The organism is Micrococcus sp. HOU01 (assembly GCF_035609305.1).
Taxonomy (GTDB): Bacteria; Actinomycetota; Actinomycetes; order Actinomycetales; family Micrococcaceae; genus Micrococcus; species Micrococcus luteus.
Map to the genome: position 1 here is coordinate 1,005,913 of NZ_CP141211.1, position 25,849 is coordinate 1,031,761.

Sequence of the window (25,849 nt, forward strand, 5' to 3'; positions counted from 1 at the left end):
GAGCGGACGGGCGGGGCGATCGGACCCGGTCCTTGGTAGTTTGGAGCAGAGTCGTCCCCGTGGGCGCGTGCCTGACCGGCGCGCGGGCCCGGACCATCCAGTAGAGAACGAGGGAGCACACCCGTGACCCAGAACGAGTCCGTCCGGCTGACCGTCGGCGAGCAGAGCCTGGACCTCGGCGTCGAGCGCGCCACCGAAGGCAACAACGGCATCAACATCGCCCCGCTCCTGAAGGAGACCGGCGACGTCACCTACGACCCGGGCTTCATGAACACGGCGAACGCCAAGTCCGCCGTCACGTTCATCGACGGCGACGAGGGGATCCTGCGCTACCGCGGCTACGCCATCGAGGACCTCGCCGCGAACTCCTCGTTCATGGAGGTCGCCTACCTGCTGATCTACGGCGAGCTGCCCGAGTCCAAGGAGACCCTGGAGGCCTGGGAGACCAACATCCTGCGCCACAACATGGTGCACGAGGACCTCAAGCTGTTCTTCAACGGCTTCCCGCGGGACGCGCACCCCATGCCGGTGCTGTCCTCCTCCGTGTCCGGGCTGTCCACGTTCTACCCGGACTCCCTGGACCCGCACGACCCGGAGCAGGTCCACATCTCCACCGTGCGCCTGCTGGGCAAGCTGCCGGTGCTGGCCTCCTACGCGTTCAAGAAGTCCCTGGGCCAGCCGTTCATGTACCCGCACAACTCGCTGAACTACGTGGAGAACTTCCTCCGCCTGTGCTTCGGCGTGCCCGCGGAGGAGTACGAGATCGACCCGGACGTGGTCAAGGCCCTCGACCTGCTGCTCATGCTGCACGCCGACCACGAGCAGAACGCCTCCACCTCCACCGTGCGCCTCGTGGGCTCCACCCAGGCCAACCTGTTCGCCTCGGTCTCCGCCGGCATCAACGCCCTCTACGGCCCCCTCCACGGCGGCGCCAACGAGGCCGTGCTGAACATGCTCCGCACGATCCAGTCCGACGGCATCAAGCCCGAGGACTTCATGGAGAAGGTGAAGAACAAGGAGGACGGCGTCCGCCTGATGGGCTTCGGCCACCGCGTGTACAAGAACTACGACCCGCGGGCCAAGATCATCAAGAAGACCGCCGAGGACATCCTGTCCAAGATGGGCGGCAACGACGAGCTGCTCGAGATCGCCCAGCGCCTCGAGGAGAAGGCCCTCGCGGACGACTACTTCGTGGAGCGCAAGCTCTACCCGAACGTCGACTTCTACACCGGCGTGATCTACAAGGCCATGGGCTTCCCGGAGAAGATGTTCACCGTCCTCTTCGCCCTCGGTCGCCTGCCCGGCTGGATCGCCCAGTGGCGCGAGCTCATGGAGGACCCGGCCACCAAGATCGGCCGCCCGCGCCAGATCTACGTGGGCGAGCAGCTGCGCCAGTACCCGCAGCGCTGACCCGGGGGCGCTGACCCTGCGTTTGGGGGCGGTTTCGGGTGGTATTCCGACGGAATACCACCCGAAACCGCCCCCAATGCGTTCGCCGGAGCGTGCTTACGTCGAGGCGGAGGGGCCGAGGCGGCGTCGGACCACCGCGACGACGCCACGGAAGTCCTCGCGCCCATCCGCCCAGGTGACGCGGAGCGTCGTCCAGCCGCGCGCCTGGCCGTAGCGGTCCCGGCGGGCGTCGCGCGCCTGCTGCTCCCGCGTGCGGTGCCCGGCACCGTCGTACTGCAGGGCCAGGCGCACGTGGCGGTAGGCGAGGTCGGCCACGGGGGAGAAGGGGTCCTCGGGTTCGAGCGCGGCCTGCAGCTCCGGCTCCGGCAGCCCGCCGGCCACGAGGGCGAGGCGCAGGCGGGTCTCGGGCGGCGAGTCCGCCCCGACGCGAACGGAATCCAGCGCCTCCCGGGCGGCCGGGCGGCCGTGGAAGCGTCCGGACGCGTGCAGCGCCGACCGCAGCGCGGCGATCGTGGTGGCCGGATCCGTCCGGCCCGCGGGCGTCCACGGGTGCCGGACGGCGTGGTCCCCGGCGGCCACGAGGTCCTCGAACGTCCACGGGGGAGTCAGGGAGCACAGGTCCAGCCAGGTGCGATCGACCGTGGTGACGCGCAGGCCGTGCACGTGCGTGACGAACTCGGGCGCCAGCGGCCGCCGGTGGTCCATCAGTCCGGCCCGCCGGACGCGTCGTGTCCCCCGGGCCACGGTGAGGTGCACCGGCGGGTCGGCCTCGAGCTCGCCGGTCGCCGGGTCGCGCCGCCGCCAGGCTCGCGCGGGCATCGGCAGGCCGTGCAGGTGGGCCGCGGTCTCGTGGGAGAGGACGGCATCCGGGCGTCGGCGCAGGAGCGCGGCGAGGTGATCGGGGGAGAAGCCGTGCCCGGGCTCGGGCAGGCCCAGGTCGGCCCAGCCCGTGCCAGGGCGTGCCCGCTGCCGGTGGAAGCCCTGTCCGACCCGCTCCAGGTCCGACCGGCGGGCGCGGTCGGGCGGCAGCCCCAGTCGGGCCAGGTCCGTGGCCAACAGGACGGCGGGCTGGTCGGGCGGCAGAGGAATGACGACGCGCGGCATGCACCCATCGGACGACGCCGGCGAGGCGCCCGGGGCGCGCTGGCCGCGGCACGGGGATGACGCGCGGGGCGGGCGCTGCTGTGCAGGAGCCGGCGGCCCGCGCCGCGTGCCGCCGTCGTCGCCCCGCCCCCGGACCGCCGTGGAGCTCCGGGGGCGATAGTGGGCGTTATCCCGGCGGGATACCACCGGAAATCGCCCCCCAACGCGGCGGGGAACGGGGAGGGGAGGGAAGAGCCGCGGGCCGGGCGCGACGGGTCAGTTCGCGTGCAGCGCAGCGTTCAGTTCGACGGTCCGGCCGGCGCGGGGGAGGGCCTCGACCCGGCCCGTGGTGGAGTTGCGGCGGAACAGCAGGTTCGGCACGCCGGAGAGGTCCACGGCCTTCACGGTCCGCGCCGCCTCGCCGTCCTGCAGCACGCTCACGCGCGTGCCCGCGGTGACGTACAGACCGGCCTCGACCACGCAGTCGTCGCCGACGGAGATGCCCACGCCGGAGTTCGCGCCGAGCAGCACGTGCTCGCCGATCACGATCCGCTGGGTGCCGCCGCCGGAGAGCGTGCCCATGATGGACGCGCCGCCTCCGACGTCCGACCCGTCGCCCACCACGACGCCGGCCGAGATCCGGCCCTCCACCATCGAGTGCCCCAGGGTGCCCGCGTTGAAGTTGACGAAGCCCTCGTGCATCACGGTCGTCCCCTCGGCCAGGTGGGCGCCCAGGCGCACCCGGTCCGCGTCGCCGATGCGCACCCCGGAGGGCACGACGTAGTCCGTCATGCGCGGGAACTTGTCCACGCCGTACACCTGCACGGCGCCGCGGGCACGCAGCCTCGCCCGCGTCAGCTCGAAGTCGGCGACCGCGCAGGGTCCGTGGTTCGTCCACACCACGTTGGTGAGCAGCCCGAAGACGCCGTCGAGGTTGAGCTCGTTCGGCCGCGCCAGGCGGTGCGAGAGGGCGTGCAGGCGCAGCCACGCGTCCGCGGTGGAGGCCGGGGCGGCGTCCAGGTCGACTTCCAGCTCGACGACGGCCTGCGTGGTCCCGCGGTCCGCGTCGTCCGCGGCGAGGGCGCGCAGGGCGTCGCGCAGCGAGGCGTCCGCAGCGGAGAGCGGACCGGCCACGGGGGCGGGGAACCACACGTCCAGGACGGCGCCGTCGGCGGCCGTGGTGGCCAGGCCGTGGCCGGAGACGAGACGGGGGGAGGGCTGCTGTGCGTCGGTCTGGGTCATGCGCCTCAGCCTACTGAGCGGCCGGGGCCCGCTGCAGGGCGGCGAGAGGCCCGTCCGTAGACTGGACACATGAGTCTCACCCCCGTGTCCCTGCCCGACCTCGCCGATCCGGACCTCGACGTCGCGGCGCTCACCGCCACCCTGCTGGACGTGCGCTCCGTCTCGGGGGAGGAGGGGCCGCTGGCCGACGCCGTCGAGCAGGCCCTGCGCGCCCTCGGCGGCCTCGAGGTGCGGAGGTTCGGGGACGCCGTCGTCGCCCGCACCGCTCTGGGGCGGTCGACCCGCGTGATCCTGGCCGGGCACCTGGACACGGTGCCCCTGCCCACCGTGCCGGGCTCGCGCGGGACCGTGCCCTCGGCGTGGGACGGGGACGTGCTGTACGGCCGCGGGGCCGTGGACATGAAGTCCGGCGTCGCCGTGCAGCTGGCCCTGGCCGGCCGCTTCGGCCGCGCGGACGGCCCGACCCCCGTGCACGACGTCACGTGGGTGTTCTACGACCACGAGGAGGTCTCCTCGGACCTCTCGGGCCTCGCCCGCGTGGCCCGCCAGGCCCCCGAGCTGCTGGAGGGCGACTTCGCGGTGCTGCTCGAGCCGACCGACGGCGTCGTGGAGGGCGGCTGCAACGGCACGTGCCGGTACCGCGTCACCTTCTCCGGTGTCGCGGCGCACTCGGGCCGCGCCTGGCGCGGCGACAACGCGATCCACAAGCTGGCCCCCGTGCTCACCGCCCTGGCGGCGTACGAGCCGGCCACGGTCACGGTGGAGGGCCTGGAGTACCGCGAGGGGCTGCACGCGATCCGCGTGGCCGGCGGCGTCGCGGGCAACGTCATCCCGGACGAGGCGTCCGTGGACCTGAACTACCGGTTCGCTCCGGACAAGACCCTCGAGCAGGCCCACGCGCACGTCCGCACGGTGCTGGAGGGGGCCGGCGTGGACTGGGACGCCCAGGTGCGGATCGACGACGCCTCGCCCGCCGCCCGCCCCGGTCTGGACCGGCCTGCCGCCGCCGCGTTCGTCGCCGCCGTCGGGGGAGAGCCCCAGCCCAAGTACGGGTGGACGGACGTGGCCCGGTTCTCCCAGCTGGGCGTGCCCGCGGTCAACTTCGGCCCCGGCGACGCCCTCCTGGCCCACACGGACGACGAGCACGTGCCCCGCGAGGCGGTCCACGCGTGCCTCGCGGCGCTCACGGCCTGGCTGGCCGGCTGACCCGACGACGTCGGCCGGTGCCAGCCGCCCGACCCGCGGGCCCGCCTCGCCCGCCGCCCGGTCAGCCCGCCGTGTCCGTGGGCGCCCCGACGCGCGGGGTCGTGGGGGCGCTGGCGTCGCCGGCCGTCCGCGACGACAGCCGCCGCGAGAGCCGGGTGGCCGCCCAGGTGAGGAGGAAGTTGATCACGATGAAGATCATCGCGGCCACCACGAGGGACTGCAGGATGTTGCCGTTGCCGGAGCCGAGCTGGCGGGCGTACTGCAGGAGTTCGAAGAAGCCGATGAGGTAGCCCAGCGCCGAGTCCTTGAGGATCACCACGAACTGGCTCAGCAGCGACGGCAGCATGGCGATGAGGGCCTGAGGCACCTCCACGAGCCGCAGGGACTGGGTGCTCGTCATGCCCACCGCCGCGGCCGCCTCGCGCTGGCCGCGCGGCAGCGAGCGCACCCCGGAGCGCACCAGCTCCGCGATCACAGACCCGTTGTACAGGGTCAGCGCCGCGATCACCGCGTAGTACGGGCCGTCCTGGGGCTGGATCGCTCCGGAGCGCGCGACCTGTGCGAACAGCTGGTAGAAGAACACCATCATCACGAGCACCGGCACGGCCCGGAAGAACTCCACGACGACGGCGGCCAGCCAGCGCACCGGGCCGACCGGGGCCAGCCGCAGGAAGCCGAACACCAGGCCGAACACCACGGAGGAGACCACGGCGATGCCCGCGGACTGCAGGGTGAACTGCAGGCCCGGCAGGTAATAGTTCCGCCACGCGTTGCCGTCGACGGCGGCCAGCCAGCGGCGGCCGGAGAGCTGGCCGGTGGCGTTCATCTGGATCAGCACGAGCACCGCCACGACCAACACCGCGGCGAGGGAGACGAGGTTGGCGAGGAGGATCCGCCGGCGGGCGATCGGACCCGGGGCGTCGAAGAGGACGGAGGCCTGGGCACTCATCGGGCCACCGCCCACTTCTCCGAGGCCCACGTGGTCAGCAGGCCGATGGGGATGACGATCAGGCAGAAGCCGATCGCGAAGGTCAGGAAGATCGCCACCATCAAGTCCGGGCTGAACTCGATCATGCGCTTCATCAGGCCCGAGGCCTCCGCCACCGACGCCGCGGCGGCGACGGTGGTGTTCTTGGTCAGCGCGATCACGGTGTTGCCCAGCGGGGTGATGGCCCCGCGCAGCGCCTGGGGCAGGATCACGTGGCGGGCCGCGGGCAGGAAGCCCAGGCCGATGGAGCGGGCGGCCTCGGCCTGCCCGAGCGGGACGGTGTTGACGCCGGAGCGGATCGCCTCGCACATGAACGCCGCGTGGTAGAGCGAGAGGGCGATCACGGCGTAGATGAAGAAGTTCAGCGTGAAGTCGGACGAGAAGCTGATCTTCAGCTGTCCCCAGACGGCGAGCACGCCGAGCAGCATGATGATCGTGAGCGGGGTGTTGCGGACTACGTTGACGTAGCCGGCGCCGAGGGCGCGCAGCGAGGGGACGGGCGAGATGCGGAACAGGGCGAGCACCACGCCGAGGACGAACGAGCCGAGGGTCGCGAGGAACGCGAGCCTGATGTTCGTCCAGAACGCGAGCGGGATGTCCGCGCCGTAGTCCGCGAGGAGCGAGGAGATCGATTCCATGACTTCTCCGAGGGTCGGGACAAGGCTGACGGGCAGGGGAGCCGCCGGGCGGGCCGAGGGTGACGGTTCAGGTCACGTCCCAGGCCCACCCGGCGGCGCAGGTTGTCAGGCGCAGGGCTCGAACTCGGCGTCCTCGCCGGAGTTCAGCGTCTCGTCGTAGGTGTAGCCCGTGCCCTCGGTGTTGGACTCGAGGGCCTTCTCCCACTCGCCGGAGTCCTTCATCTCCTTGATGGCTTCGTTGATGTCCTCGCACCGCTCCGAGTCCTTCGGCAGACCGACGCCGTAGCGCTCCGTGGTGAAGGTGTTGCCGACGACCTTGAACTTGCCCTTGTTGGCGTCGGCGGCGGCCAAGCCCGCGAGGATGATGTCGTCCGTGGTCACGGCGTCCACCTGGCCGGACTCGAGGTAGGTCACGCATTCGGCGTAGCCGCCCTGCTCCACCAGGTTCACGCCGGAGGCGAACTGGTCCTTGATCTTCTGGGCCGAGGTGGAGCCGGTGACGGAGCAGAGGTTCTTCCCCTCGAGGGACTCGGGGCCGGTGATCGCGGTGTCGTCCGCGCGGACCAGCAGGTCCTGGCCGGCCACGAAGTACGGGCCCGCGAAGTCGACGCGCTCCTTGCGGGCGTCCGTGATGGAGTACGTCGCGAAGATCATGTCGACCTCGCCGTTCTCCAGGGCGTTCTCCCGGTTCGCGGACGGGGTCTGGACCCACTCGATGTCCTTCTCGGCCACGCCGAGCTTGTCCGCCACGTAGCGGGCCACGTCCGTGTCGAAGCCGGTGGGCTGGGCCGAGCCCTCGCGGTAGCCCAGGCCCGGCTGGTCGAACTTGATGCCGATGCGCAGGCTCTCGCCGGAGCCGGACGACGTCGACTCGCCGGCCGAGGACGAGCCGGCGGCGTCGCCACCGCCGCCCTGCGACGAGGAGGGGGCGCAGGCGGTGAGGGACAGCGCGGCCGCGGCGGTGACGGCGGACAGGGTCAGGAGCTTCGTGCGGAGCATGGTGCTCTCCTCTGGTTCGGTGCGGTGGGGTGCGACGGGGGACGGGGTCAGTGCGCGAGGATCTTGCCCAGGAAGTCCTGGGCGCGCTCGTGTCGGGGGTTCGTGAAGAAGGTGTCGGGGTCGGTGTCCTCGAGGATGGCGCCGTCGGCCATGAAGACCACGCGGTCCCCGGCCTTGCGGGCGAAGCCCATCTCATGGGTGACCACGACCATGGTCATGCCGCCCTCGGCGAGCTGGACCATGACGTCGAGGACCTCCTGCACCATCTCGGGGTCGAGGGCGGAGGTCGGCTCGTCGAAGAGCAGGGCTTTCGGCTCCATCGCCAGGGCGCGGGCGATGGCCACGCGCTGCTGCTGCCCGCCGGAGAGCTGGGCCGGCATCTTCCTGGCCTGGGCGGCCACGCCCACGCGCTCGAGCAGCTCCATGGCGTGCCGCTCGGCGTCCGCCCGGCGCTTGCCCTTCACCTTGATGGGCCCGAGGGTCACGTTCTCCAGGATCGACTTGTGCGCGAAGAGGTTGAAGGACTGGAAGACCATGCCGATCTCGGCGCGCAGCTGGGCGAGCTGCCTGCCCTCGGTGGGGAGCGGCCGTCCGTCGATCAGGATGCGGCCGCCGTCGTCGTCGATGGTCTCGAGCCGGTTGATCGTGCGGCACAGCGTCGACTTGCCGGAGCCGGACGGGCCGAGGACGATCGCCACCTGGCCGCGCGGGATCCGCAGGTCGATCTGTCGGAGGGCGTGGAAGTCGCCGAAGTGCTTGTTGACGCCCTCGAGGACGATCAGGTCATCGCCCGCGGCACCGCGACGGCGCCGCACACCGGCCTCGTCGGGGAGGTGGGCGCCGTGGGGCTGCTCAGGCGTGATCTGCGTCATGCCAGTGGAATATAGCGCACGCCACACCCGGCGCGGTGCGCCGTGCGACGCCGGCCCCGGCGGCCCGCCGGCTCGTTAGGCTGGCGCCATGGCCCCACATGAGCACCCCTCGGGCGGCGACGTCGCCGCCAAGCCCCAGCGCGTCCGCCGCGGCGGGCAGGTCCTGCGCGGGGAGGCGGCGCGCACCCCCACGTTCGACCAGCTCCTCCTCGACGGCCGGCGGCCCGGCGACGCCGCACGCCCCGCCGCCGACGTCGCCTCGACGACGTCCGAGGCCTGGCGTGTCCTGCGCATCCAGGCGGAGTTCGTCGAGGGCTTCGGCACCCTGGCGGGGCTGGGTCCCGCGGTCTCCGTGTTCGGCTCGGCGCGCACGCCCGAGGGCAGCGCCGAGTACGTCCTGGCCCACGAGGTCGGGACCCGCTTGGCCCGGGCCGGGTACACGGTCATCACCGGCGGGGGGCCCGGCGCCATGGCGGCCGCCAACCGGGGCGCCCACGAGGCCGGTGGAGAGTCCGTGGGCCTGGGGATCGACCTGCCGTTCGAGACCGGTCTGAACCCCTGGGTGCACGTGGGCGTGGACTTCCGCTACTTCTTCGTCCGCAAGGTCATGTTCCTCAAGTACGCGCAGGGCTTCGTCGTGCTGCCCGGCGGCCTCGGCACCCTGGACGAGCTCTTCGAGGCCCTCACCCTCGTGCAGACCGGCACCGTCACCCGCTTCCCCGTGGTCCTCGTGGACCGCGGCTTCTGGGGCCCGCTCGTGGACTGGATCCGCGGCACGCTCGTGGAGCGCGGCATGATCTCGCCCGAGGACCCGGAGCTCGTCCAGCTCGTGGACACGGCGGAGGAGGCCGTCGCGTGCGTGCTCCGCTCGGCGGGGAGGGCCGACGCGTGAGCGGGCCGCAGTGGATCGTCCTCGTGGCCGTGCTCGTCGTCGTGCTGGCGGCCCTGGCCGCCGCCCTCGCGGGCCGGCTCACGCTCCGGGCCGGCGACCCGGCCGGGAGGACGCCCGGGCACCCCGTGCTGCTGCCGGAGTGGCCGCGCGCGGCGGATGTCGACCTGCTGCGGCTGGCCGTCGCGGTGCCCGGCTACCAGCGGGACCAGGTGGACGCCGTCCTGCTGCGGCTGCGGGACGCCCTCGCGCAGCGCGAGGACGAGGCGGCCGCACTGCGGGCCCGGCTGGCCGAGCTCGAGGCCGCCGACCCGTCCCGGAGCGATCCGGCGGCGCGCGCCTGAGTCGCGGGCCGGGCTCGGTGCGGGCCATCGTTTGGCGCGAGCACGCGGAATCCGCGATAATGGTGATGTGACCGGCCTCGCGCACGCCCGCGTGCGGGGGCGCCGGAGGCGTCCGGTCAGTGCCCGCTCCCGCGGTCGCCGGACGCCGTGACGGGAACATCATCCAGAAGGGAAGTCGCAATGGCCGCCATGAAGCCCCGCACCGGGGACGGTCCCATGGAAGTGACCAAGGAGGGGCGCAGCCTGATCATGCGCGTGCCGATCGACGGCGGCGGCCGTCTCGTGCTGGAGATCAACGCGGACGAGGCCCGCGAGCTCAAGGAGTGCCTCGAGGGCGTCATCCAGGCCTGAGCCCGGACCCCTTCGACGCGGACGCCCCGCGCACCGTCACGGTGCGCGGGGCGTCCGCGTCCCCGGCGACGCCGCGGATCAGCGGCGCACCGCGATCAGCACGCCCGTGCCGGAGGGGACGACGGCGGACAGCCAGTGCTCGTCCTCCCGGATGAGGCGGTCCACCGCCCGGGCGGACACGGTGGACTCGTCGCGCACGGCGGGCCGGGGAACGCGGTCGCCGTCGAGGGCGTCCACCACGACGAGCACGCCGCCGGGGGCGAGCATGCGCGCGGCCTGCTCGACGTCGAACTGACGCGCGGCCGGGTCCCCGTCCACCAGGACCATCTCATAGGCGCCGCTCGTGAGCCGGGGCAGGACGAGCCGGGAGCGCCCCGTGATCATGCGGGTGCGGCTCGTGGGCAGGCGTGCCTCCGAGAACGCCTCGCGGGCCGCACGCTGGGCCTCCGCGTCCGGATCGACGGTGGTGAGGACCGTGCGCTCGGGCAGACCGCGCATCAGGGCGAGACCCGAGACGCCGGCGCCCGTGCCCACCTCCACGACCGCCGCGGGGGCACGCGTGGCCGCCAGCACCGTCAACAGGGCCGCCGTCCCCTCGCTCACCGGCGGCACGTCCAGCTCGGCGGCGCGCTCGCGGGCGCGCAGGACGACGTCGTCCTCGGTGGCCCGGCTCTCCGACCAGGCCCAGGACGCGTGCTTGTCGGTGGGCTGGGGCTGCAGGGCGCTCATGGCTGACTCCGGGACGACGACGGCGGGACCTCGCCCGCGGCACGGGCGACGCGGGCCAGTGTACGGGCCGGCACGCGGCCGCGACCCAGTGTTCTCCCAGGAGGCGGGCCGATGATGGGACACGGCACGAACCGGCTCCCGCCGTGCGGGAGGCCGTTCGCCGGGCCGGGCACGCGAGGACCGAGGAGGTGGCCGCATGGGACGTCGACACACCCAGCGCCACATGGACGCCTACCTCGAGGGCGCCCTCCCCGCCGCGTCCCGGGAGCGCATCGCCCGCCATCTGGACCGCTGCCCCGAGTGCCGCGCCACCGTCCAGGCCCGGGCCCGCGTGCTCGACGCCGCCCGCACGGTGCACCAGCGTCCGGCCGGCGCCGTCGTCGCCCCGGTGCTGCGCGCCCGCGGCGTCTCCGGCCGCCTCGTGGTGGGGCTGCTCACCTTCGTCGTCCTGCTCGGCGGGCTGTTCACCGCGGTCTGGGTGGCCGGCGCGCCCCGCACCACGGCCCAGCGCACGGCCCCGACGGACACCGTCGCCCTGCCGGCGGCCGGGACCGCGTCGACGGACCGGCGCGGCACCGTCGCGGAGCTGCGGGGTCAGGGCTGGACGGTGCCCTCCCTCGTGGGGGCCGGACTGGAGCCGCTCACCGTGGACACCACCCAGACGGCCGAGGACGTGGAGGTCGTCGTCGGCTGGGGCCGGGACGAGCCGACCGTGACCGTCCGCGAGTGCCGACCCCGGATCGAGGGAGCCACCCCGGAGGGCTGTGCCTCGACCGCGCCCCTGAGCACGGGGGCACAGGAGCGTCGGCTGGCCGGCGGCGGCGTCTACCGGATCGTCCCGGCGGGGGAGCAGGACGGCTGGACGGCCGAGCTGACCACGCCCCAGGCCGCCTACCGCGTGGAGGCCAGCCTGCCGGACGAGCGCGCCGACGCGGTCCTCACCCACCTGCTGGTCTCCGAGCGGGCACGGGTGCTCGAGCTGGGCGGCGGCGACGCCGTCGAGGAACGCCTCGAGCGAGGCCTCGAACGCATCGCGGACGCCGTGCCGCGCCCCCGCGGCTGAGCCGCCCCGCCCCCGCGGCTCCGGGCTGTGGGGCGGTGCCGCTCTAGTAGAGTTGGGAGGGTGTTTGGTATCAACGGCGGCGAGTTCATCATCTTGGCGGTGCTCGCGATCGTCATCCTCGGGCCGGAGAAGCTCCCCGAGTACACGCGCGCCTTCACCGACTGGCTGCGCGTCATGCGCGACAAGGCCGAGGGTGCCAAGGCGCAGTTCAAGGAGGAGACCGGCACGGACTTCGACGAGGTGGACTGGCGCAAGTACGACCCCCGCCAGTACGACCCGCGCCGCATCATCCGCGACGCGCTCCGCGAGCCTGCCGGCGGCTCGTCCACGCCCGCGTCCCGGGCGGCGCAGGCGACGGGCGTCAGCGCCGAGGACGTGCACGGCGGCCTCACCCGCCAGGACCTGGCGGACATGGATCCGCGCACGCTCTTCCGCCGCCCCGCCGGGGCCGGCAGCACCGCCGCCGCGGAGTCCGGTGCCGCCGCACAGACCCGGTCGACCGCGCCCGCCGCCGGGGCGGCCGCCGTGGGCGGCGCCGCCGCAGCCCTGATGGCCTCCGGCCGCGCCGAGGCCCTCGCCGAGGAGCGTCCTGCCGCCGTGGAGACCGCACCGGACCCCCTCGAGCTGCTCGGGCTGGCACCCGCCCCCTTCGACGTCGACGCGACCTGACGCCGTCGCGCGCGTCGGGTGCCCCGGCCGGGGCGCCGGCACCCGAGGTCAGCGCGGGGTGAACGGCAGCGGCCGCCCGGCCAGCCCGCGCGGCCGCACGGCCAGCCGCTGCGCGATCTCCGCCAGCGCCCGGCCCGCGGGGCTCTCCGGCGCGGACACCACCACGGGGTCGCCGGCGTCGCCGCCCGCCCGCAGCGCCGGGTCCAGGGGAACGGTGCCCAGCAGCGGCACCTGGGTGCCCAGCACCCCGGACAGCCGCTCCGCCACCTCGGCGCCACCGCCGGTTCCGAACACATCCAGGACGGTGCCGTCCGGCAGGGTCATCGGCCCCATGTTCTCCACGACCCCGGCCACGGTCTGGCCCGTCTGCTCCGCCAGCTGACCGGCGCGCGCGGCCACCTGCGCGGCGGCGTGCTGCGGCGTGGTCACCACGAGCAGCTCCGAGGCGGGCAGCAGCTGCGCCGTCGAGATCGCGATGTCCCCGGTGCCCGGGGGCAGGTCCACGAGCAGGACGTCCAGGTCGCCCCAGTGCACATCCGTGACGAACTGCTCGAGCGCGCGGTGCAGCATCGGCCCGCGCCAGGCCACCGGCCGGTCCGCGTCGAGGAACATGCCGATCGAGATGACCTTCACGTCCCGCACCACGGGGGGCAGGATCATCCGGTCCAGCTTCGTCGGGGTGCCGGTCACGCCCAGGAGCCCGGGGATGGAGTAGCCGTGCACGTCCGCGTCGATCAGGCCGACGGCGAGCCCGCGCGCGGCGAGCGCGACCGCGAGGTTGGCCGTGACCGAGGACTTGCCCACGCCGCCCTTGCCCGAGGCCACCGCGAGGACGCGCGTGAGCGTCCCCTCCCCGAACGGGTTCGTCGGCCGAGTCGCGCGCAGGGCGTCCTGCAGCGCCAGGCGGCGCTCGGGCTCCATGACCCCGACGCGAACGTCCACGGATTCACAGCCGGGCACGACGGCGACGGCGGCGGCCACGTCCGTCTGGATCGTCCCGCGCAGGGGGCACGCGGCGATCGTGAGCAGGACCGCGACCTCGACGACGCCCGGGGCGGTCTCCACGACCGACTCCACCATGCCGAGGTCGGTGATCGGGCGGCGGATCTCGGGGTCCTGGACCGTGGCGAGCCGTTCCAGCACCCGGCGCTCGAGGTCGGTGCGGACCTCGGGCACGGGCAGGCCCAGGGCGCTCATCGGCCGCCCCCGTCCACCGGGCCCGCACCGTCGGCGGGACCGGCCGCCGGACCGGACCCCCCGGCCTCGCGGGCCTCCTGGGCCGCGAGGGTGGCGAGCGTGGTGGTCGTGGGCTCGGCGCCGGCGTCGCCGCGCCGCGCATCCCGGCCGCGGCCCTTGGTCTTCTTGTTCTTGCGGGGCTGGGCCTCGGCGCCCGGGAGGCCGGCGCGCAGCTCCTCCCGGATCTCCTCCCGGATCTCCTCCCGGATCTCCTCCCGCAGCTCGGCGCGCAGCGCCTCGCGGAGGTCGTCCCTGAGGTCGTCCTGGACGCCGCGCAGCTCGCCGCGCACGAAGTCGCGCGTGGCGACCTCCTGGACGGCCAGCCGCAGACCGGCGATCTCGCGGGTGAGGAACTCGGTGTCGGCGAGGTTGCGCTCGGCGCGGTCACGGTCCTCGCGCAGCGCGACCCTGTCCCGGTCGTCCTGGCGGTTCTGCGCCAGCAGGAGCAGGGGTGCGGCGTAGGACGCCTGGAGGGAGAGCATGAGCGTGAGCGCGGTGAAGCCGAGCTCGGCGGAGTCGAACCGCCACTCCATCGGGCCGAACGTGTTCCAGCCCAGCCAGGCGGCGCAGAACAGCGTCATCCAGACGAGGAACTGCGGGGTGCCCATGAAGCGGGCGATGCCCTCGGTGGCCTCGCCGAAGGCGTCCGGGTTCGGGGCCAGCCGGGGCACGCGGCGCCCGCTGGCGCTCAGCGGGGTGTCCAGGCCGGTGCCGCGGCCCGGGCGCAGGTCTCGCGCGGTCTGGGTCATGCTCACACCTCCGGTGTCGTGCGGCGGCGGGCCGCGGGGGTCAGGTTGCGGGGCGGGTCTCGGCGTCGTCGAGGTCCATGGCCCGCCAGTTGTCGGGCAGGATGTGGTCGAGCAGGTTGTCCACGCTCACGGCCCCGACGACGCGGTCCTGCTCGTTCACCACGGGGATGCACGTGAGGTTGTAGGTCGCGAGCTCGCGGGTCACATGGGCGATGGGGGCGAGGTCCGAGACGGGCTCGAGGTCCTTGTCCATGATGTTGCCGATCGCCTCCGGCGGCGGGTACCGCAGCAGGCGCTGGAAGTGGACGACGCCGAGGAACCGGCCCGTCGGCGTCTCCAGGGGCGGCCGGGCCACGATCACGAGCGAGGCCAGCGCGGGGGAGATCTCCTGCTGTCGGATGGTCGCCATGGCCTCGGCCACGGTGGCCTCCGGGGGGAGGATGACCGGCACGGGGGTCATGAGCGAGCCCGCGGTGCCCTCCTCGTACTCGAGCAGGCGCCGGACGTCCTCGGCGTCCTCCGGCTCCATGCGTTCGAGCAGCAGCTCCTGCTGGGAGTCGGGCAGCTCGTGGAGCAGGTCCGCCGCGTCGTCCGGGTCCATCTCCTCCAGGACGTCGGCGGCGCGGTCGATGTCCAGCTGGGAGAGGATCTGCACCTGGTCGTCGTCGGGCAGCTCCTGGAGCACGTCCGCGAGGCGTTCGTCCTGCAGCTCGCTGGCGACCTCGACGCGGCGCTTCTCCGACATGTCGTGGAGCATGTCCGCCAGGTCGGCGGGCTTGAGGTCCTCGTGCGCGGCGAGGAAGCTCGTGGCCCCCTGCGGGTCGGCCTGCGCCGTCCAGCGGGCCTCGTCCCAGTTCAGCAGGAGGTGCTCGCCCCGCTGGGCGCGGCCGAAGGGGCCGCGGCCGACGATGCGGCGCACGTACAGGTCCGAGACCAGCCAGTCGCCGTTGCGCTGCTGCTCCAGCCCGATGTCCTCCAGGAAGGCCTCGCCCGACCCGTCGGAGAGGCGCACCTTCCGGTCGAAGAGGTCGGCGGCCACCATCTGCTCGGCGCCACGGCGGGAGAACCGGCGCAGGTTGATCAGCCCGGTCGTGATGATCCGGCCCGAGTCCATGGACGTCACCCGCGTCATCGGGACGAAGACGCGCTTCTTGCCGGGGACCTCGATCACGAGGCCGGTGGCGAACGGGGCTGCGGCGGGGCCGCGGTCCAGCACGACGACGTCGCGCAGCCGTCCCAGGCGGTCGCCGAGGGGGTCGAAGACGTCCAGGCCCAGCAGGCGGGCCACGAAGATCTTGGGGGAGCTCACCGACCCAGCCTACGGCGTGCCGGACCGCGGCTCCGTGTCCGCGTACGGCGGACCGCCGCCCGCCCGGGCGCCGGGCCGGGCACAATGGGTCCATGTCGTTCATGATGTCCAACCCTCAGCCCGGCGCCGAGCAGGGCCTGCCCCGCGGAGAGCTGCTGGCCACCTACGCCACCTACGCGCAGGCGCGCGAGCAGGTGGACCGCCTCGCCGCCACGGACTTCCCCGTGAGCGCCGTGTCGATCGTGGGCAAGGACCTGCGGGTCGTGGAGCGGGTGCGCGGCCGGCTGAACTACGCCCAGGTGGCGTTGTCCGCGGGTGTGCGCGGCGTGTTCTTCGGCGGACTGATCGGCATGTTCCTCTACCTGCTGGCCCCCAAGGCCGGCCCGGGGCAGATCCTCACCTCCATGCTGCTGGGCCTGGCGGTGTGGCTGATCTTCGGCGTGATCGGCTTCGCGATGCGTCGGGGCCAGCACGGCTTCGCGTCCTCGCAGGCCGTCGTGCCGACGGCCTTCGACCTCGTGGTCGCGTTCGACCACGCCGCTCGCGCCCGCCAGGAGCTGGGCCTGGGCGGTGCCGCGGCCCCGACGCCGCAGCCGGCCCCGCAGCCGGCGCCCGCCCCCGCCGCGGAGGAGGCCGGGGGCGGGTCCGTGCAGGCCACCCCGGCCGCCGCGCCGTCGTCGGGCGGGTCCCACGCGGCGCCCGCTCCCGGCGGACCCGAGGCGCCGGCCCGGCCCGTCCCGGAGGCGGACCCCGCGCCCACCGGCCTGGACCGCTCCTACGGCGTGACCCTGCCCCCGGAGGAGGTCGCCAAGCTCATCGAGGCGCGCGGCGGCCACCCGCCCCGGCCCCAGGACGAGCCGCGCGGCTGAGCCCCGTCAGAGGGACCAGGACTCGAGCCGCCGGAGCATGTCGCGCTTCTTGCTCGCATGACCGTGCATCCGGCCCAGGATGTCGCCGAGGACGGTGACGGCGCGGTCGATGTACGGGCCCTTGTTCAGCATCGCGGCCTCGGCCCGCTGCGCCATCGCGGCGTCCGTGATCTCCGCCCGTGAGGGCAGGCCGGTCTTGGCGAGGGACTCGAGGACCTGGGTGGCCCAGATCGCGGGCACGTGCGCCGCCTCGCACAGCCACAGGATCTCCTCCTGCAGCTCGGCCATCCGTGCGAAGCCGGCCTCCACCGCCAGGTCGCCACGGGCGATCATCACCCCGACGTCCCGCCAGCGCATCGCCTCGAGCAGCATCCGCGGCAGCTGCCGGAAGGCCTCCACCGTCTCGATCTTCAGCGTGATGTCCACGTCCGGTGCGTCCTCGGCCTCGAGCGCGTCGATCAGCTGGGCCACGTCCTCGGCCGAGCGGACGAAGGACATGTTCACCATGTCCGCGTGGCGGGCCGCGAACGGGATGTGGGCGAGGTCCTCGTCCGTGAGGGCCGGGATGTCCAGGTGCGTGTCCGGGAAGTTCACGCCCTTCTCCGCCTTGAGCTTCGCCCCGCGCGGGCCGGCCTGGGTCACCTCGAGGGTGATCTCGTCGTCGGACACCGCCGTGATCCGCGTGCCGATCCGTCCGTCGTCGAGGGAGACCCGGTCGCCGACCGTCGCGTCCGCGAACGCCTGCGCCAGGGTAAGGCCGATCCGGTAGGGCGGCGCATCGACCGCGGGGACCGGCTCGAGCAAGCGGGTCAGCACGATCTGCTCGCCCTCGTGCACGCGCATCGACTGCTCGAGCGGGGGCAGCGGTCCCACCTCGAGCGGACCGTGCGGCGTCGTCAGCGCCGTGCCCGTCGCCCAGTAGACCGTCTTCTCCGCCCGCACGAGCACGCCCTCGCCGTCCACCTGCTCGACCTCCAGCCTGCGGTGTGCACCCCGCGCGTCGGTCAGCTCGATCTCGTCGCCGCGCTGCAGGCCGGCCAGGGTCGTCCCCTCCGGGTCCGCGAGCGGCACGACGACGGCGCCGTCCGGCCGGTCCGCTGTGGCCACGGCGTCGTGGGGCGCGGCGGCGAGCCACACGCGGGAGGGCTCGGTGACGATCCCGGAGGGGTCCCGGGCGGGCTTCACCTTCACGACGCGCGGTCCCGGCTCGATGGGGCCGGTGCGCACCTTCGGCCCGGCCAGGTCCATCGCGACCAGGGGTGCGGGCCGGCCCGCACCGGCACACCGGCGGACCGCCGCGATCATGGCGGCCCACGCCTGCTCGTCGTCGTGGGCGCAGTTCACGCGCGCCAGGTCCATGCCGGCTTCGGCGATCCGGGCCACGAGCTCTGGGTCCGTGGCGGCCTCGGAGGGCATCGTCACCATGATGCGCGCGTCCCGGTCGCCGCGGGCCGGACCGAGCAGGCTCGCTGCGTTGCGGGCGAGGATGGCGCGGCCCTCGGCGGAGGTCAGGGCGTCATCCTCGGGTGCGGTGGCGAGGTCGCCGTCGAGCGCGCGGGCGGCGGCCAGCACCGCGTCCACGTGGCCGAGCACGCCGGCCTCCATGCGGCCCAGCGAGGACAGGCCGGCGTCGCTCAGTGCCTCCTGCAGCGGCCGCAGGTCGGTGCCGCGCAGGGCGACGTAGTGCACGAGGTTCCGGGCCGAGGCCCGGTGGCGGTCCCGGACGCGGCAGATGAGGTCGGCGTGCTCCGCCTCGGCGGAGAGGAGGCGGTCGCGGAGGGCGGTGAGCTCGGTGGTCAGGTCGATACCCATGGTCCGAACCCTAGGGGCGCCCTCCGCGCCGGATCACGCCTGGAGCCGCGCCATCCAGGCCTCGATCTCGTCCGGGGTGCGGGGGAGGGCCGCGGAGAGGCTCTCGGCCCCGTCCTCGGTCACGAGGATGTCGTCCTCGATGCGCACGCCGATGCCGCGGTACTCCTCGGGGACGGCCAGGTCCTCCTCCTTGAAGTACAGACCCGGCTCGATCGTGAAGACCATGCCCGGCTCGAGCACGCCGTCCAGGTAGAGCTCGCGCTTGGCCTGCGCGCAGTCGTGCACGTCGAGGCCGAGGTGGTGCGAGGTGCCGTGGGGCATCCAGCGCCGGTGGTGCTGGCCCTCGTCCGAGAGCGCGACCTCGGCCGAGACCGGCAGCAGGCCCCAGCCGTCGAGGCGGTCGACGAGCACCCGCATGGCCTCGGCGTGGAGCTCGCGGAACCGGATGCCGGGGCGCACGATCGCGAAGGCGGCGTCCGCGGCGTCGAGGACCGCCTGGTAGATGCGGCGCTGCACGTCCGTGAACGTGCCGGACACGGGCAGGGTGCGGGTGATGTCCGCAGTGTAGAGGGAGTCGTCCTCGACGCCGGCGTCGAGCAGCAGCAGCTCACCCGGGCGCACGGCGCCCGTGTTGCGGATCCAGTGCAGGATCGTGGCGTTGTTGCCGGAGGCCGCGATCGTGTCGTAGCCCAGGTCGTTGCCCTCGAGGCGGGCGCGGGCGAAGAAGGCGCCCTCGACCACGCGTTCGCCGCGGTCGTGTCCCACGGCGCGCGGCAGGGCCCGCACGACGTCCTCGAAGCCCGCGATGGTCGCGGCCACCGAGGCGCGCATCCGCTCGACCTCCCACGCGTCCTTCACCAGGCGCAGCTCGGAGAGGAACTCGGCGGTCTGGGCGTCGGCCTCGGCCGCGGCGGCCAGGTCCACGCCGGCCTCGGTCCGGACGGCGGCCAGCAGGGCGTCCACGTCCTGGTCGGTCTCGGCCAGCAGCCGCACCGCGGTGCCGTCCGCGGCCACGTTCTTGGTGACGGCGGACTCGAGCTCCTCGAGCCCCGCCGTGCGCAGACCCGTGCGGGCGGCCAGGCCGGCCAGGGTCGGACGGGGGCCGATCCAGAACTCGCCCGAGCGCGAGTCCGCGTAGAACTGCTCGGTGTCCCGGCCGGCCAGGGGACGGAAGTACAGGGTGGCGGTGTGGTCCGTGCCGTCGTCGCCGGCGCCCGGGTCCGTGGGCTCGAGCACGAGCACGGCGTCTGGCTCGTGGTCCACGCCGAGGCCCGTCAGGTGGGCGAACGCGGAGTGCGCGCGGAAGCGGTAGTCGGTGTCGTTCGAGCGGACCTTGAGGCGGCCGGCCGGCACCACGATCCGCTCGCCCGGGAAGCGCGCGGACACGGCGGCCCGCCGCCGGGCGGCGTACGGGGCCGCGGCGTCGGCGTCGGGCAGGGCGTCCGACGACGGCGCCCAGTCGGAGGCCATGAAGTCGCGGAAGGCGTTCGAGGCGGGGCGCTGCGAGCGGTTGTCGACGCGCTCGGCCAGCGGCTGGGGGTTCACCGCGCCGGTGCCGTCGGCGCCCGCCTCGGGGGCGGCGGCGGGCTGGTCGGGGGTGGTCTGGGCGGGGTGCTGTGCGGCATCGGTCATGCCCTCCATCATGGCACCGGTGGGCGCGGGCAGGTCGGGGCCGCCGCGCGCGGGTCTCGGTACCATGGCCGCCATGGCCCGCTACAACCTGCACACGCACTCGACCGAGTCCGACGGCACCGAGCCGCCGGCCGACGTGGTGCGTGCGGCGGCGCGGGCCGGGCTGGACGGCCTCGCGCTCACCGACCACGACACGACCGCCGGCTGGGCCGAGGCCGCCCACGCCGCGCGGGAGACCGGGCTGACGCTCGTGCCCGGCATGGAGATGTCCTGCACCTCCGCCGACGGCGTGAGCGTGCACGTGCTCAGCTACCTGCACGACCCCGAGGACCCCGCCCTGCTGCGGGAGGTCGGCCTGGCCCGCGACGCGAGGCTGATCCGGGCGCAGGAGATGGTGCGGCGCCTGGGCGCGGACTTCCCGATCACGTGGGAGCTGGTCCAGGAGCACGCGGCGGAGAACGCGACGATCGGCCGGCCCCACCTGGCCGACGCCCTCGTGACGATCGGGGCCGTCCCGGACCGCTCCGCGGCGTTCCGGGAGATCCTCGCCGGCCGGTCCAAGTACTACGTGCCGCACTTCGCCCCGGACCCGGCCGAGGCGGTCGCGCTCATCCGGGCCGCCGGCGGGGTGCCGGTGTTCGCGCATCCCCGGGCGCGCATGCGGGGCCGCGTGGTGGGCGACGAGGTGTTCGAGCAGATGGCCGAGGCCGGACTGGCGGGGGTCGAGGTCGAGCACCGGGACAACCCGGCGGAGGAGCGCACCTGGCTGCGCGCGTTCGCGGACCGGCACGGGCTGTTCGTCACCGGCTCGTCCGACTACCACGGCACGGGCAAGCCCAATCCGATCGGCGAGCACACCACGGGCGCGGAGGTGCTCGCCGAGATCGAGCGGCAGGGCACCGGCACGGCGATCATCCGCGGCTGAGCCCGGACGGCCGGGGCGACGGCGGAGGATCCGTTGCGCGAATGACCCTTCCGGCCGCCTGCACGGCGGTCAGAAGGGTCATTCGCGCAGAAGACTCCCGGGGGCCCGGAAGGGAGGGTCAGCCGTCCACGACCTCGCCGTTGCGGCGGCGCGTGCGGGTGCGGCCGCCCCGGCGACGACGGGCCTCGGCCCGCGCCTCGGCGCGCTCGGCCCGGCGGGCCTCCGTCAGCTCGACGCCGGCCACCGGCTCCGGCGTCCGGGCTGCGGGGGCCTCGGAGCGCGAGGCGGTGCGCTCGCGGCCCTCGCCGCGACCACGGCCCCGGCCCTCGGCGCGCTGCTCGGCGGGTACCTCACCACGCCCGCGGGCCGAGCGCTCGCCGCGGCCTCCGCCGCGTGCATCGTCGCGGCCCTCGCCGGAGCGGCCGCCCCGGTTCCGTCCGCCACGTCCGCCGCGGCCGCCCTGGCCCCGGCCGCCGCGCTCGCCGTCGCGGGACCGGCCGCCCTCGCGACCCCGTCCGCGGCCGCCGTCGCGCTGCTTCGCCTCGGGTCCGCCCAGGTCCTCGAGCGTCTCGCCCTCGAGGCCCTCGAGCACGCGCTTGGCCTGGGGCAGGCGGCCCTTCGTGCCCTTCGGGATGTCGAGGTCGGAGAACAGGTGCGGGGAGGAGGAGTAGGTCTCCACCGGCTCGGGCTGGCCGAGGCCGAGCGCCTTGTCGATCAGGGACCAGCGCGGCATGTCCTCCCAGTCCACGAGGGTCACCGCCACGCCCTTGTTGCCGGCGCGGCCCGTGCGGCCCACACGGTGCACGTAGGTCTTCTCGTCCTCCGGCGCCTGGAAGTTGAACACGTGGGTGACGTCGTCGACGTCGATGCCGCGCGCCGCGACGTCGGTGGCCACGAGGATGTCCACCTTGCCGTTGCGGAAGGCGCGCAGCGCCTGCTCGCGGGCGCCCTGGCCGAGGTCGCCGTGCAGCGCGCCGGCCGCGAAGCCGCGCGCCGTCAGCTCGTCCGCCACGCGGGCGGCCGTGCGCTTGGTGCGCGTGAAGATGATGGTCCGGCCGCGGCCCTCGGCCTGCAGGGCGCGGGCCACGAGCTCGTCCTTGTCCATGTGGTGGGCGCGGTAGACGAGCTGACGGATGTCCTTCTTCGTCAGGCCCTCGTCCTCCGGGTCCGCTGCGCGGATGTGGGTCGGCTGCGTCATGTAGCGGCGCGCCATCGCCACCACGGGGCCCGGCATGGTGGCCGAGAACAGCATGGTCTGGCGCACGGCCGGGACGGCGGCGAGCAGGGTCTCGACGTCCGGGAGGAAGCCGAGGTCCAGCATCTCGTCCGCCTCGTCCAGCACCACGGTGTTCACCAGGTCCAGGCGCAGGTGGCGCTGGCGCATCAGGTCGATGAGGCGGCCGGGGGTGCCGACGACGATCTCGACGCCGCGCTGCAGCTCCTCGATCTGCGGCTCGTAGGCGCGGCCGCCGTAGATGGTGGCGATGCGCAGGGGGCGCCGGGTCGCGGCGGCCGTGAGGTCGCCGGCCACCTGGACGGCGAGCTCGCGCGTCGGGGCGACGATCAGGGCCTGCGGGGCGCCCGCGGTGCCCTTGGCCTCGAGGCCGTCCCAGCCGGGCTCGCCCGGGCCGATGGCGCGCTGCAGCGCGGGGATGCCGAAGCCGAGGGTCTTGCCGGTGCCGGTCTTGGCCTGGCCGATGATGTCGTGGCCGCCGAGGGCGACCGGCAGGGTCATGGCCTGGATGGGGAAGGGGTGGACGATGCCCTTGGCCTCCAAGGCCTCGACGATCGCGGGGTGCACCCCGAAGTCGGCGAAGGTCTGCTCGGGGGCCACGGGGGCGGCGTCCTCGGTGACGATGTCCTCCGCGATCGCGGCGACCGTCGGGTCGAGATCGGCGGAGGCGGGGGTGTGCTCGGAGTTCTGGGTCATGGCGACTCGCGTTCCTGGTCAGGCGTCGTCACGGCGGGCGGAAGGCCCGGCTCCGCCGTGCGCGCGGTTCAAGCGGAAGCCGATCGCGAGGCAAGCACGCGGAGCGGCCGACGGGCGGCGCCCCGTGGAACCGGGCCGGGCGCGCCGTACGCGGCGGGCCGTGCCGGATCCGGCAGGTCATGGTGCCGTCCCGGGCGTCAGGGGCGCGGGCGGCGGGTCAGGGTGATCAGAGAGCGACCGGTCATCCTGGGTCAGCGTGAGCTGTGCGGCCAGTCTACCCCCGCGGCCATGATCGCACCCGAGGCACGGTCCACGCCCTCGATCCGCACGCGCACCCGGGTGCCCGCCGGGACGCCGCCCGGCACCCGCAGGCTCACGGCCGGGTCGAGCAGCCACACCTCCGTGCCGTCCTTCGCCTCGCGCACCGCGATCCCCTCGAGCTCCGCGCCGACGCGGGACTCGAGCGCCGCCGCCTCCACGAGGTCCGCCGCCGTCCGGCTCGCGGCCGAAGCCCGGCGCGACGAGTCCGCCATGAGGGCGGGCAGCTCGGGCAGGGCGCTGCGGACCCACGCGGGGGCGGGGGCGCCGACGGCGTGGGCGTGGCACAGGGCCAGGACGAAGCGGTCCACGAGCCGGCGCAGCGGAGCGGTGGCGTGGGCGTAGGGGGCGGCGAGCGCGGCCTGGGCCGGTTCGTCCGGCGGCGTGCGCAGGCCCGGGTCCTCGGTCTGCGCGTCGAAGGCCGTGTACCCGGCGCCGCGGAACAGCCCGGTGGCCGCGTGCAGCACCGCCAGGTGCCGCGCGTCGGCGGGGTCGAGGGAACGCAGGTAGGCGCCGTAGTCCTGGCCCTCGTCCCACGGGGCGCCCAGGGCGCGCGTGCGCTCTCGGAAGGCGGCGACGGCGTCGGCGTCCGGCGCCGGCATCGTGCGCAGGATCCCGACCCCGGCGGCCAGCATCAGCTCGGCCGCGGCCATGCCGGTCAGCAGGGAGAGCTGGGCGTTGTGCTCCTCCGCCGGCAGCGGCGCCCGGTGCACGAGCTCGTGCGCCCCGTCCTCGGTGACACGGACCTCCTGGTCCGGCAGGTTCAGGGAGGCACCGCCGCGGGCGGCCTCCTGCGCGGCCCGCCGTCGGCCCACCTCCGGCAGCAGCGCCAGCGAGTCGCGCACCTCGGCCGGCCACCCCTCGGCGGCGGCCCGGTCCGCGTCGGTGACCCCGGGACGCGGCGTCGTCGGCGCCTGCGCCCCCGGCTGTGCGTCGAGGAAGGCCTGCACCTGCCCGTAGGTCAGCTGCGCCCGGGAGCGGACGCGGGCGCGTTCGAGGCCGGTCTCGACGACGACGCCCGCGGCGTCCAGCAGGAACGTCCAGACGAACGCCGGGCGCTCGCGGTCGGGCAGCAGGGAGGCGGCGTCCTCGCTCAGCACCTCCGGGTGCAGGGGGACCCGGCCGTCGGGCAGGTAGACGGTCTGGCCGCGGCGGCGGGCCTCGGCGTCCACGGCGCCGCCCGGGGCCACGAAGGCGGGCACGTCCGCGATCGCGTAGCGGACGAGGATGCCGTCGTCGTCGGCGGGGGTCAGGAGCAGGGCCTGGTCCAGGTCCGTGGAGCCGGCGGGATCCACGGTGACAAACGGCAGGGCCGTGCGGTCCGCGTGGTCCGGGCTCCCGGTCAGGCCCGCGTGCACCTCACGCGCGGCCGCCTCCGCCTCGGCCAGGACGGGGGCGGGGAAGGCCGGCGGCAACTCGAGCTCCGTCCACAGGGCGGCGAGACGCTCGAGCAGGGCCGGGTCGGCGGGGCCGCGGAGGCCGAGGGCGTGAGGCGACATGGCGATGCTCCTGGGCAGGGGCCGAGACGACGCACGCCCCGGCGGATCACCGGGGCGTGCGGGCGGGTCAGGAGGCGGCGAACCCGAGCGGGCCCGACTTCTTCGCGCCGATCTCCACGAAGCCGATGCGGTCGCCGGGGACGACCACCTGGCGGCCCTTGGCGTCCGCCAGGACCAGCGGGGTGCCGTCGGCGACGGCGGCGTCCACGAGGGAGCGGACCTCGTCCGCCGACTGCTCGCTGTCGATGACGACCTCGCGGCCGACGTGCTGCACACCGATGCGGATCTCCATGGGGAACCTCTTCTCTTCGTCGCGTCCTGTGCGGTCCGCCGTCAGCCTACGGGACCGCTCGGCGGGGTGGACGGGCGCCCCCGAGGTTCACCCGCGGGCGAAACGGGCCGGACGGCCGGGTCAGCGCGGCGCGTCGTCCGCGGAGGGCAGCGAGGCGAGGCCGCGCCAGACGAGCGCGTCCACCGTGCGGGCCATCTCGGCGGCGGCGGGGCGGGCATCGGCGTCGAGCCGGTCCGCCCAGTGGCGTGCGGCGCCCAGGAGATAGCCGACGAGTCCGCGGGAGAGCACCTCGGCCTCGGCCTCGGCCACGGTGGTGTCCGCGCGGATGGTGCGCGCGACCTCGGAGGAGAGCAGCCGGTGGACGGCCTCGCTGCGCGTGCGCACCTCCGGGTCCGCGTCGATGCCGGAGTCGAAGATGAGGCGGTGGGTCCGCTCGGGGGAGGCCATGTACTCGAACACGGCGGCGACGGTGGCCCGCACCCGTTCGCGGTTGTCCCGGCGGGTGTCCATCGCCGCCTCGAGAAGCGCGCGCAGGTTCGCGACCTCGGCGTCCAGCAGCTCGAGGAAGAGCTCGTGCTTGCTGGGGAAGTGCTGGTAGAGGACCGGCTTGGAGACCTCGGCCCACTCGGCGATCTGCTCCATGGAGGCCCCTGCGTACCGCTCGGCGGCGAAGACCGCGCGGGCGCAGTCCAGCAGCTGGCGGCGACGCTCGTGCCGGGGCAGACGACGGCCTCGCCCGGGCTCGTCGGGCGCGGTGGCGGCGGGGTGGGCGGTCACGGGGTCCTCCTGGCGCGG

At 74.5% G+C, this 25,849-nt stretch carries 25 protein-coding genes; 9 read left to right on the forward strand and 16 right to left on the reverse strand.

Going from position 1 to position 25,849, the window contains the following annotated elements; genetic code table 11:
• Nucleotides 1-123 precede the first annotated feature (123 nt).
• Nucleotides 124-1,410 carry a citrate synthase gene (locus tag SOY78_RS04755; protein WP_141843310.1) on the forward strand — a complete coding sequence of 429 codons (1,287 nt, stop codon included), beginning with the start codon at nt 124-126 and terminating at the stop codon, nt 1,408-1,410.
• A 96-nt stretch (nt 1,411-1,506) separates the two neighbouring features.
• Here the strand turns inward: SOY78_RS04755 and SOY78_RS04760 are convergent, their stop codons facing one another.
• Nucleotides 1,507-2,514 (reverse strand): DUF559 domain-containing protein, encoded by a 1,008-nt coding sequence (locus tag SOY78_RS04760; protein ID WP_324701869.1) that lies wholly within the window; start codon nt 2,512-2,514, stop codon nt 1,507-1,509.
• A gap of 255 nt (nt 2,515-2,769) precedes the next feature.
• Nucleotides 2,770-3,735 carry a 2,3,4,5-tetrahydropyridine-2,6-dicarboxylate N-succinyltransferase gene (gene dapD, locus SOY78_RS04765; RefSeq protein ID WP_324701870.1) on the reverse strand — a complete coding sequence of 322 codons (966 nt, stop codon included), beginning with the start codon at nt 3,733-3,735 and terminating at the stop codon, nt 2,770-2,772.
• Nucleotides 3,736-3,804: 69 nt separating this feature from the next.
• Between dapD and dapE the strand changes: the two genes are divergently transcribed.
• Nucleotides 3,805-4,941 carry a succinyl-diaminopimelate desuccinylase gene (gene dapE, locus SOY78_RS04770; protein WP_250161757.1) on the forward strand — a complete coding sequence of 379 codons (1,137 nt, stop codon included), beginning with the start codon at nt 3,805-3,807 and terminating at the stop codon, nt 4,939-4,941.
• Between the two features lie 61 nt (nt 4,942-5,002).
• On the opposite strand, the gene SOY78_RS04775 is transcribed toward dapE, so the two are convergent.
• From SOY78_RS04775 to SOY78_RS04790, 4 genes are all read right to left on the reverse strand, one after another.
• Entirely contained in the window at nt 5,003-5,890 is an 888-nt protein-coding gene (locus SOY78_RS04775; RefSeq protein ID WP_041105305.1) for an amino acid ABC transporter permease, read from the reverse strand.
• A complete protein-coding gene (locus tag SOY78_RS04780; protein WP_041105308.1) occupies nt 5,887-6,567 on the reverse strand; it encodes an amino acid ABC transporter permease in 681 nt (226 codons plus the stop codon). Before SOY78_RS04780 ends, SOY78_RS04775 begins: the two co-directional genes overlap by 4 nt.
• A gap of 105 nt (nt 6,568-6,672) precedes the next feature.
• Nucleotides 6,673-7,566 (reverse strand): glutamate ABC transporter substrate-binding protein, encoded by an 894-nt coding sequence (locus tag SOY78_RS04785; RefSeq protein ID WP_271437894.1) that lies wholly within the window; start codon nt 7,564-7,566, stop codon nt 6,673-6,675.
• Nucleotides 7,567-7,613: 47 nt separating this feature from the next.
• Nucleotides 7,614-8,348 (reverse strand): amino acid ABC transporter ATP-binding protein, encoded by a 735-nt coding sequence (locus SOY78_RS04790; protein WP_189338153.1) that lies wholly within the window; start codon nt 8,346-8,348, stop codon nt 7,614-7,616.
• 178 nt (nt 8,349-8,526) lie between these two features.
• On the opposite strand from SOY78_RS04790, the gene SOY78_RS04795 reads away from it, so the two are divergent.
• The 3 genes from SOY78_RS04795 to SOY78_RS04805 all read left to right on the forward strand — a co-directional run bounded on the left by SOY78_RS04795 (nt 8,527) and on the right by SOY78_RS04805 (nt 10,022).
• Entirely contained in the window at nt 8,527-9,330 is an 804-nt protein-coding gene (locus tag SOY78_RS04795) for a TIGR00730 family Rossman fold protein (protein ID WP_256748778.1), read from the forward strand.
• Nucleotides 9,327-9,671, forward strand: coding sequence for a cell division protein DivIVA (locus tag SOY78_RS04800; RefSeq protein ID WP_256748779.1), 345 nt, complete (start codon nt 9,327-9,329; stop codon nt 9,669-9,671). Before SOY78_RS04795 ends, SOY78_RS04800 begins: the two co-directional genes overlap by 4 nt.
• 180 nt (nt 9,672-9,851) lie before the next feature.
• Nucleotides 9,852-10,022, forward strand: a complete 171-nt coding sequence (locus SOY78_RS04805; protein ID WP_002855133.1) for a DUF3117 domain-containing protein — start codon at nt 9,852-9,854, stop codon at nt 10,020-10,022.
• Between the two features lie 78 nt (nt 10,023-10,100).
• On the opposite strand, the gene SOY78_RS04810 is transcribed toward SOY78_RS04805, so the two are convergent.
• Nucleotides 10,101-10,751, reverse strand: coding sequence for an O-methyltransferase (locus SOY78_RS04810; protein ID WP_036316483.1), 651 nt, complete (start codon nt 10,749-10,751; stop codon nt 10,101-10,103).
• Between the two features lie 196 nt (nt 10,752-10,947).
• Here SOY78_RS04810 and SOY78_RS04815 point away from each other — a divergent pair, with 196 nt between their 5' ends.
• Nucleotides 10,948-11,814, forward strand: a complete 867-nt coding sequence (locus SOY78_RS04815) for an anti-sigma factor (protein ID WP_324701871.1) — start codon at nt 10,948-10,950, stop codon at nt 11,812-11,814.
• Between the two features lie 60 nt (nt 11,815-11,874).
• Nucleotides 11,875-12,483, forward strand: coding sequence for a twin-arginine translocase TatA/TatE family subunit (locus tag SOY78_RS04820; RefSeq protein WP_049147241.1), 609 nt, complete (start codon nt 11,875-11,877; stop codon nt 12,481-12,483).
• A 48-nt stretch (nt 12,484-12,531) separates the two neighbouring features.
• On the opposite strand, the gene SOY78_RS04825 is transcribed toward SOY78_RS04820, so the two are convergent.
• From SOY78_RS04825 to SOY78_RS04835, 3 genes are read right to left on the reverse strand one after another with little or no spacing between them, the layout of a single operon-like run.
• Nucleotides 12,532-13,680 (reverse strand): Mrp/NBP35 family ATP-binding protein, encoded by a 1,149-nt coding sequence (locus tag SOY78_RS04825; protein ID WP_123244001.1) that lies wholly within the window; start codon nt 13,678-13,680, stop codon nt 12,532-12,534.
• Nucleotides 13,677-14,468, reverse strand: coding sequence for a DUF1003 domain-containing protein (locus SOY78_RS04830; protein ID WP_036382691.1), 792 nt, complete (start codon nt 14,466-14,468; stop codon nt 13,677-13,679). Before SOY78_RS04830 ends, SOY78_RS04825 begins: the two co-directional genes overlap by 4 nt.
• Nucleotides 14,469-14,508: 40 nt before the next feature.
• Nucleotides 14,509-15,777: a magnesium transporter MgtE N-terminal domain-containing protein gene (locus SOY78_RS04835; protein ID WP_324701872.1), complete on the reverse strand. Its 1,269-nt coding sequence runs from the start codon at nt 15,775-15,777 to the stop codon at nt 14,509-14,511.
• Between the two features lie 92 nt (nt 15,778-15,869).
• Here SOY78_RS04835 and SOY78_RS04840 point away from each other — a divergent pair, with 92 nt between their 5' ends.
• Nucleotides 15,870-16,646 carry a general stress protein gene (locus SOY78_RS04840; RefSeq protein WP_324701873.1) on the forward strand — a complete coding sequence of 259 codons (777 nt, stop codon included), beginning with the start codon at nt 15,870-15,872 and terminating at the stop codon, nt 16,644-16,646.
• Nucleotides 16,647-16,652: 6 nt separating this feature from the next.
• On the opposite strand, the gene SOY78_RS04845 is transcribed toward SOY78_RS04840, so the two are convergent.
• Complete coding sequence (locus SOY78_RS04845; protein ID WP_216880082.1) at nt 16,653-18,458, reverse strand: pyruvate kinase; 1,806 nt, start codon at nt 18,456-18,458, stop codon at nt 16,653-16,655.
• A gap of 33 nt (nt 18,459-18,491) precedes the next feature.
• Nucleotides 18,492-20,090, reverse strand: coding sequence for an aminopeptidase P family protein (locus SOY78_RS04850; protein ID WP_324701874.1), 1,599 nt, complete (start codon nt 20,088-20,090; stop codon nt 18,492-18,494).
• A gap of 64 nt (nt 20,091-20,154) precedes the next feature.
• On the opposite strand from SOY78_RS04850, the gene SOY78_RS04855 reads away from it, so the two are divergent.
• On the forward strand, nt 20,155-21,015 hold the full coding sequence (locus SOY78_RS04855; RefSeq protein ID WP_324701875.1) for a PHP domain-containing protein: 861 nt from the start codon (nt 20,155-20,157) through the stop codon (nt 21,013-21,015).
• A gap of 118 nt (nt 21,016-21,133) precedes the next feature.
• On the opposite strand, the gene SOY78_RS04860 is transcribed toward SOY78_RS04855, so the two are convergent.
• From SOY78_RS04860 to SOY78_RS04875, 4 genes are all read right to left on the reverse strand, one after another.
• Nucleotides 21,134-22,945: a DEAD/DEAH box helicase gene (locus tag SOY78_RS04860; RefSeq protein WP_324701876.1), complete on the reverse strand. Its 1,812-nt coding sequence runs from the start codon at nt 22,943-22,945 to the stop codon at nt 21,134-21,136.
• A gap of 251 nt (nt 22,946-23,196) precedes the next feature.
• Nucleotides 23,197-24,762, reverse strand: a complete 1,566-nt coding sequence (locus tag SOY78_RS04865) for an RNB domain-containing ribonuclease (protein ID WP_061867029.1) — start codon at nt 24,760-24,762, stop codon at nt 23,197-23,199.
• Between the two features lie 67 nt (nt 24,763-24,829).
• Nucleotides 24,830-25,054, reverse strand: coding sequence for a DUF3107 domain-containing protein (locus tag SOY78_RS04870; protein WP_002854967.1), 225 nt, complete (start codon nt 25,052-25,054; stop codon nt 24,830-24,832).
• 120 nt (nt 25,055-25,174) lie between these two features.
• A complete protein-coding gene (locus SOY78_RS04875; protein ID WP_061867028.1) occupies nt 25,175-25,831 on the reverse strand; it encodes a TetR/AcrR family transcriptional regulator in 657 nt (218 codons plus the stop codon).
• Nucleotides 25,832-25,849: the final 18 nt, after the last annotated feature.

What these genes read in the sequence shown, in the direction of transcription:
- SOY78_RS04850 (WP_324701874.1), bottom strand. Translation starts at nt 20,090, where the DNA reads ATGACCGATGCCGCACAGCACCCCGCCCAGACCACCCCCGACCAGCCC.
- SOY78_RS04825 (WP_123244001.1), bottom strand. Translation starts at nt 13,680, where the DNA reads ATGAGCGCCCTGGGCCTGCCCGTGCCCGAGGTCCGCACCGACCTCGAG.
- SOY78_RS04830 (WP_036382691.1), bottom strand. Translation starts at nt 14,468, where the DNA reads ATGACCCAGACCGCGCGAGACCTGCGCCCGGGCCGCGGCACCGGCCTG.
- SOY78_RS04795 (WP_256748778.1), top strand. Translation starts at nt 8,527, where the DNA reads ATGGCCCCACATGAGCACCCCTCGGGCGGCGACGTCGCCGCCAAGCCC.
- SOY78_RS04845 (WP_216880082.1), bottom strand. Translation starts at nt 18,458, where the DNA reads ATGGGTATCGACCTGACCACCGAGCTCACCGCCCTCCGCGACCGCCTC.
- SOY78_RS04860 (WP_324701876.1), bottom strand. Translation starts at nt 22,945, where the DNA reads ATGACCCAGAACTCCGAGCACACCCCCGCCTCCGCCGATCTCGACCCG.
- SOY78_RS04810 (WP_036316483.1), bottom strand. Translation starts at nt 10,751, where the DNA reads ATGAGCGCCCTGCAGCCCCAGCCCACCGACAAGCACGCGTCCTGGGCC.
- dapD (WP_324701870.1), bottom strand. Translation starts at nt 3,735, where the DNA reads ATGACCCAGACCGACGCACAGCAGCCCTCCCCCCGTCTCGTCTCCGGC.
- SOY78_RS04780 (WP_041105308.1), bottom strand. Translation starts at nt 6,567, where the DNA reads ATGGAATCGATCTCCTCGCTCCTCGCGGACTACGGCGCGGACATCCCG.
- SOY78_RS04840 (WP_324701873.1), top strand. Translation starts at nt 15,870, where the DNA reads ATGTCGTTCATGATGTCCAACCCTCAGCCCGGCGCCGAGCAGGGCCTG.
- SOY78_RS04760 (WP_324701869.1), bottom strand. Translation starts at nt 2,514, where the DNA reads ATGCCGCGCGTCGTCATTCCTCTGCCGCCCGACCAGCCCGCCGTCCTG.
- SOY78_RS04870 (WP_002854967.1), bottom strand. Translation starts at nt 25,054, where the DNA reads ATGGAGATCCGCATCGGTGTGCAGCACGTCGGCCGCGAGGTCGTCATC.
- SOY78_RS04865 (WP_061867029.1), bottom strand. Translation starts at nt 24,762, where the DNA reads ATGTCGCCTCACGCCCTCGGCCTCCGCGGCCCCGCCGACCCGGCCCTG.
- SOY78_RS04855 (WP_324701875.1), top strand. Translation starts at nt 20,155, where the DNA reads ATGGCCGCCATGGCCCGCTACAACCTGCACACGCACTCGACCGAGTCC.
- SOY78_RS04775 (WP_041105305.1), bottom strand. Translation starts at nt 5,890, where the DNA reads ATGAGTGCCCAGGCCTCCGTCCTCTTCGACGCCCCGGGTCCGATCGCC.
- SOY78_RS04815 (WP_324701871.1), top strand. Translation starts at nt 10,948, where the DNA reads ATGGGACGTCGACACACCCAGCGCCACATGGACGCCTACCTCGAGGGC.
- SOY78_RS04805 (WP_002855133.1), top strand. Translation starts at nt 9,852, where the DNA reads ATGGCCGCCATGAAGCCCCGCACCGGGGACGGTCCCATGGAAGTGACC.
- SOY78_RS04785 (WP_271437894.1), bottom strand. Translation starts at nt 7,566, where the DNA reads ATGCTCCGCACGAAGCTCCTGACCCTGTCCGCCGTCACCGCCGCGGCC.
- dapE (WP_250161757.1), top strand. Translation starts at nt 3,805, where the DNA reads ATGAGTCTCACCCCCGTGTCCCTGCCCGACCTCGCCGATCCGGACCTC.